This window comes from Aquitalea sp. ASV11 (genome assembly GCF_016429185.1).
Lineage (GTDB): Bacteria > Pseudomonadota > Gammaproteobacteria > Burkholderiales > Chromobacteriaceae > Aquitalea > Aquitalea pelogenes.
The window spans coordinates 1-5,993 of the sequence record NZ_JAELUD010000121.1; the positions used below are offsets into that span (position 1 = coordinate 1).

The following is a 5,993-nucleotide window of genomic DNA, read 5'->3' on the forward strand; positions in this document are numbered from 1 at the left end:
GTGGTCAGCAAGGGGTTGGCCGATGGCAAGGGCTGCATGGGCAGCGAATCCAGGCTGGGGTGGTCGGGTGCTTCCTGGTTCCATACCACCAGCCGCACATGCTGCAGCGGATTGGGCTGGTCAGGATTGCTCTGGCTGCTTTGCAGCAGCAGGTCGCTACGCAGGTTGACCAGCAGCATGTGGCCGTCATCACCCAGGTTGGCCATGATGTCCAGCCGCGGGATGGCACCCGGCGTCAGGGTGTTGAACATCAGCATGGGCTGGTTGCGGTTGCGGGCCTGATCCATCTTGCGCCTGGCATTGTCCAGGCTGCCCAGGTCCATGCCTTGGGGCAGGGCATTGCCATCATCCGGCAAATAGCTTTCCACCGGGTAATACATGGGCTGCTGCGGGCTGGCGACCAGATGCCGGTCCTTGAGCATGCGGATGCTGTTGGCAATGTTTGATTCAAACTCGGCGCGCTGTGCCGGGCCGATGCGCCGTACGATGCCGATGCCGCCAAAGCGGCTTTCTTCCTTCAGTACGGTGGGGGCCAGTTCGCTCAGGTTGATGGCGCTGCCGGTGGTGTGGCGCTGGCGAATCAGGCTTTGCGCCAGCAGGTCGGTGCGGTCCAGCATTTCCTGCAGACGGGTCGCCAGCAGCTCGGTACCCAGTTCGCCCCAGTGTTGCAGCTTTTCCTGCTCGCGGATGCGGTCGTTGTCCAGCAGCAGCAGGTATTCTGCTGTCAGCAGGGCAATGGTAAGAACCGCACCCAGGAGAAAGGACGTCAGGCGACTCTGGCTTGGCATGTTGGCAGGCAGGCCTCAGGCAAGCGCCTGGTAAAGGGCGGTGAACTCAAGCGACAGCTTGTGTCTGGGGTCCAGGTAAACCATGGGCTTGGCGGCATCGTGCGATTCGCGGATCTTCACCGAGGCCGACAAGGGCGGGTCCAGCACCGGCAGGCCTTCTGCACGCAGTTCGGCCACCAAGCGTACCGGCAGGCTGGCGCGGGGCTGGAACTGGTTGACCACAATGCCCTCCACTTGCAGGGCCGGGTTGTGGTCGGCGCGGATTTCATCCACGTTGGCCAGCAGGTTGTACAGGGCCTGGCGGGAGAACGCATCGCAATCAAACGGAATCAGGCAGCGATCCGCGGCAATCAGGGCCGAGCGGGTGAAAAAATTGAGCGCAGGCGGAGTGTCGATCCAGATTTCGTCAAACTCGCTCGCGGCCTGGTCCAGCGCCTCTTTGAGCTTGAACATCTTGTAGCGGCTTTCCAGCTTGACCATCAGTTCGCTCAGTTCCGGGTGGGAGCCCAGCAGTTGCAGTGCGTCAAACGGGGTGTCACTCACGAATTCATGCAGCTCCTTGCTATACATGCTGATGTTCAGCATCTGGCCAAAGAAGCCCGCAGCGGACTGTTCCTGCTGCCTGTTTGCCTGGCCGGTCAGGTAATGACTGGCATTGCCCTGAGCGTCCAGATCGATCAGCAGTACCTTCTTGCCCTGCCGGGCGGCAACAGCGGCCAGGTTGGCGGTAATGGTGGATTTGCCCACGCCACCTTTCTGGTTGAACACGACCCGACGGATAGCCTGCATGAATTTTCCCCTGTGACAAAGTCTGCTGCGTGACGGACGACTTGCCATGTTCTCGCGCGGGCAACATGGCGCAAAACTTGCTGTTTGAATATATCAGAAGCCGGGCTGGCCTTTGCAGACGTATTGCATCTGCTGGAAGCTGGCCGAGTTCTGGGTTACCGGCATCGGTTTTATCTGGTTGTCATTGTACGTGTAGCTGGCGATCTGGCGTCCGTTCTCGTCCAGCAACACCATGCTGGTCAGGCGGAAAGTGCGGGCAGAGCAGTCAATCAGCCAGCTGTTGATGGAAGTCTTGTGCCTTGGTGTGGACAGGAAATTTTCCTTTTTCACATTGAAAATGGTTTTCCGGTCGCGGAAGGTCACGGTATTGCCCTGCTGCTTGATCGACAGCTTGTCCAGTTCGTTCAGGATATTGCCATTGGGCGACACGCCCAGGTTTTCCCAGTCGGCATTGGCCGGGGCCGGTACAGTTGCAGGGGTCGGGCGGGGTTTGATGGGACTGGTCTGGTTTGGTGTGGTGCTGCAGGCGCTCAGCAGGCTGCCCATCGCGGCCAGTACAAGCAGGCGATAAAACATGTTGAATCTCCGGTTGGATGCCGACAGTTTCGCATAGGCTGCGTCAGGGGGGAAATCATGCCGGCTCTTGGCCTGGCCTGGCGCGCTTGCGCTGGGTTCTAAGTCCGCGCATTGGGTCGGGCATGCTGATTGGCCGTATTTTCATGTAAAAGTTTAAGTATTGTCATTACTTAAAAAAGGAACTTTCCCTATTTATGGATGGTCTGTCAGTAACGAGAGCATCTTTCTCTTCGTTTCACATTGTCTCCATCCAAACTTGAAAGCCGCCCGTTTTGGGCGGCTTCTTTTTTTGTGCGGCAGCGCTTTGCCGTACAATGGCTCACTTCCCATGACTTCAAACAGGCTATCGGCCTTGTCCTGACCGGAAGCTCCGGCCGGGCCTGGTGCTTACCCCGCATGCAGGACGCACTCACCTTACTTGGCAATATCTTCGGCTATCCGGCCTTTCGTGGTCAGCAGGCGCAAATCGTGCAGCACATTGTGGATGGCGGTCATGCGCTGGTGTTGATGCCAACCGGCGGCGGCAAAAGTCTGTGCTATCAGATTCCCGCGCTGATGCGCCCGGGCCTGGCCATCGTGGTATCGCCACTGATTGCCTTGATGCAGGATCAGGTCGCTGCACTCACCGAAGTAGGCGTTGCCGCTGCCTGTCTGAATTCGGCCACCGCGCCGGACGATGCCCGTGATATTGCAAGGCGTGCCCGCGATGGTTCCTTGCAGTTGTTGTATGTTGCGCCGGAGCGCTTGCTGACGCCGCGCTTTCTCGACTTTCTGGCGCAGCTGGATATTTCCCTGTTTGCCATTGATGAAGCGCATTGTGTCAGCCAGTGGGGGCACGACTTCCGCCCGGAATACCAGCAGCTGGGCATGTTGGCCGACCAATACCCGCAAGTGCCGCGCATCGCGCTCACCGCGACCGCCGACCCGCAAACCCGCGAAGACATCCTGCATTACCTCAAGCTGTCCGACGCGCGGGTATTTCTGTCCAGCTTCGATAGGCCCAACCTGTTTTATCAGGTAGTAGAAAAGCACAACGCCAAAAAGCAGCTGCTGGACTTCATCAATAATGAATATCCGGGGGCTTCCGGCATTGTGTACTGCCTGTCGCGCAAGCGGGTGGAAGAAACCGCCGAGTGGCTGAGCCAGAACGGTATTCCGGCCTTGCCCTACCACGCCGGCCTCAGCCACGAGGTGCGTGAGCGGCACCAACGCGAATTCCTGCGCGAAGAAGGTATTGTCATGGCGGCCACCGTGGCCTTCGGCATGGGCATCGACAAGCCGGATGTGCGCTTTGTCGCCCATATCGACCTGCCCAAGAGTCCGGAAAACTTCTATCAGGAGTCGGGGCGTGCCGGGCGCGACGGCCTGCCTGCCTCCAGCTGGCTGTGTTATGGGCTGAACGACATGGTGCAGCTTAACCAGATGATCCAGGGCTCGGAGATGGCCGAGCTGCAAAAGCAGGTGGAACTGTCCAAGCTGGACGCCATGCTGGCCTTTTGCGAAACCGCCAGTTGCCGTCGTCAGCAAATCCTCAGCCACTTTGGCGAGGCCAGCCAGCCCTGCGGTCATTGCGACAATTGCCTGAACCCGCCCATTACTTTTGATGCAACCGTGCCGGTGCAGAAGCTGCTGTCCTGTATCTATAGAGTGGAGCAGCGCTTTGCCGCCAATCATGTAGTGGATGTCCTGCTGGGGCGCAGCAATCAGTCTGTCCTCAGTTTCGGGCATGACAAGCTGTCCACCTTTGGCATCGGGCGCGACTACAACCAGCGCGCGTGGCGTTCGCTCATCCGCCAGCTGGTGGCACGCAAGATCCTGCAAGTGGATATCGCGCGTGGCCAGTCACTGGTGTTGACCGATGCCTGCCGCCCACTGCTCAAGGGGCAGGAAAAAATCTATCTGCGGCCGCTGGCGGAAGACAGCAAGGCGCGTAGCGTCAATACCGACCGCTGGTTGCGTACCGAGCGGGAGGAACGACTGTGGCAGGCCCTGCGCCGCTGGCGCCGCCAGACTGCGGATGAACACAACGTCCCGGCCTATGCGGTGTTTTCCGATCGTACCTTGCGCGACATCGTCGAGCGTCGGCCGCAAAGCCTGCGCGAGCTGGGCAAGGTATATGGCTTGGGCGAACTGAAGCTGGCGCGCTATGGCGATGCATTGCAACAAATCCTCGATAGCCAGCAGGACTGATTCCGTTACAATCTAGGCACACAACAGACAAGCAACAGGCACGTGTCAGCGTGCCGGCATGGAGAATTCATCATGGCAGTCAACCTGACTCCGGTTAGCGCCGATCAACTGGCCATCATTGATGGCATCGAACTGAGCGTGGCAGAAGCCGGCATCAAAAAAGCCAATCGCAAGGATGTGCTGGTGGTGCGCATCGACAAGGGCAATACTGTTGCCGGCGTGTTCACGCAAAACCGTTTCTGCGCCGCCCCGGTGCAAATCAGCAAGAATCATCTGGATGCCGGTGTGCAAATCCGCGCGTTGGTGGTGAATACCGGCAACGCCAATGCCGGTACCGGAGAAGATGGCCGTCAACGTGCGCTGTCGGTCTGTCAGGCGCTGGCTGGCGAACTGGACTGCGCAGTTGAACAAATCCTGCCCTTCTCCACTGGGGTTATCCTGGAGCCGCTTCCTGCCGACAAGATCATCCAGGCATTGCCGACCCGCCGCCCGGCCAACTGGGCCGAGGCTGCCGAAGCCATCATGACCACCGATACCGCACCCAAGGCCACCAGTCGCACGCTGGAAATCGATGGTCAAAAAGTCAGCATCACCGGCATCGCCAAGGGCGCCGGCATGATCCACCCCAACATGGCCACCATGCTGGGCTTTGTCGCCACCGATGCGCCGGTAACCCGTCCGGTACTGGAGCAACTGGTCAAGGAAGTGGCCGACCTCTCCTTTAACTGCATTTCGGTCGATGGTGATACCTCCACCAACGACAGCTTCATCCTGGTATCCACCGGCAAGAGCGCAGCGCCGCGTATCGATTCGGTCAATCACCCGGCTTACGCCGTCCTCAAGGCCGCACTGGTCGATGTGGCTACCGAACTGGCGCAGGCCATCATCCGCGACGGTGAGGGGGCTACCAAGTTCATCAGCGTCAAGGTAGAAGGCGGCCGCTCCGTTGCCGAGTGCAAGGACGTGGCCTACGCCATCGCCCGCTCGCCGCTGGTCAAGACGGCCTTCTTCGCCTCCGACCCGAACCTGGGCCGTTTGCTGTGCGCTATCGGCTACGCCGGTGTCAGCGATCTGGATGTCGATCGCCTCTCCTTGTATCTCGATGATGTTCTGGTAGCCTGCAATGGCGGCCGCAACCCGGAATACAAGGAAGAAGATGGTCAGCGCGTGATGAGCCAAAGCGAAATCACCGTTCGCGTGGTACTGGGGCGTGGTGCGGCACAGGCCACGGTCTGGACCTGCGACTTCTCTTATGACTATGTGAAAATCAATGCCGACTACCGTAGCTGATACAGCTATCCAGTAGTCCCTGATACAAAAAGCCCGGCCCAGCCGGGCTTTTTGCTGCCTGTGTCGGCGGCGAAACCAGCTTTTTGCGCCAGTTTCCCTCGTGGGTCAGCGTCAGGAAGGGCGCCAGTGCGCCGCTGGCTGTGCACCCGCAGCAAAACAGTCATGAAACCCGAATTTCATAAAGTATTACCGTTCAGTGACTTAGCGCGCAGCGGGGCGGAATTTTGGCAAATCCTGCAGATTTCTTCGCACAAAGTGTTGACGAGGGTGGGTCAGGGCGGTATAGTTCGCCTCCTCAGCAGACAACGCAGCGACGGAAACGAAACGCAGCGACCTGCACCGCTCTTTAAAAAACAGAAT

Annotated in this window: 6 protein-coding genes; 3 read left to right on the plus strand and 3 right to left on the minus strand. The window is 59.1% G+C overall.

Features of this window, described 5'->3' with window-relative positions:
• The 3 genes from JHD62_RS20930 to JHD62_RS20940 all read right to left on the minus strand — a co-directional run.
• A partial coding sequence (locus tag JHD62_RS20930; protein WP_199104509.1) for a CHASE domain-containing protein occupies nt 1-788 on the minus strand: 788 nt, incomplete at its 3' end.
• A 15-nt stretch (nt 789-803) separates the two neighbouring features.
• Nucleotides 804-1,568, minus strand: a complete 765-nt coding sequence (locus JHD62_RS20935) for a ParA family protein (RefSeq protein ID WP_045848772.1) — start codon at nt 1,566-1,568, stop codon at nt 804-806.
• A 102-nt stretch (nt 1,569-1,670) separates the two neighbouring features.
• Complete coding sequence (locus tag JHD62_RS20940) at nt 1,671-2,153, minus strand: surface-adhesin E family protein (protein WP_045848766.1); 483 nt, start codon at nt 2,151-2,153, stop codon at nt 1,671-1,673.
• Nucleotides 2,154-2,549: 396 nt separating this feature from the next.
• Between JHD62_RS20940 and recQ the strand changes: the two genes are divergently transcribed.
• From recQ to JHD62_RS22690, 3 genes are all read left to right on the plus strand, one after another.
• Complete coding sequence (gene recQ, locus JHD62_RS20945) at nt 2,550-4,343, plus strand: DNA helicase RecQ (RefSeq protein WP_199104510.1); 1,794 nt, start codon at nt 2,550-2,552, stop codon at nt 4,341-4,343.
• Between the two features lie 72 nt (nt 4,344-4,415).
• A complete protein-coding gene (argJ, locus tag JHD62_RS20950; RefSeq protein WP_089083832.1) occupies nt 4,416-5,633 on the plus strand; it encodes a bifunctional glutamate N-acetyltransferase/amino-acid acetyltransferase ArgJ in 1,218 nt (405 codons plus the stop codon).
• Nucleotides 5,634-5,795: 162 nt separating this feature from the next.
• A partial coding sequence (locus JHD62_RS22690; protein WP_233161140.1) for a hypothetical protein occupies nt 5,796-5,993 on the plus strand: 198 nt, incomplete at its 3' end.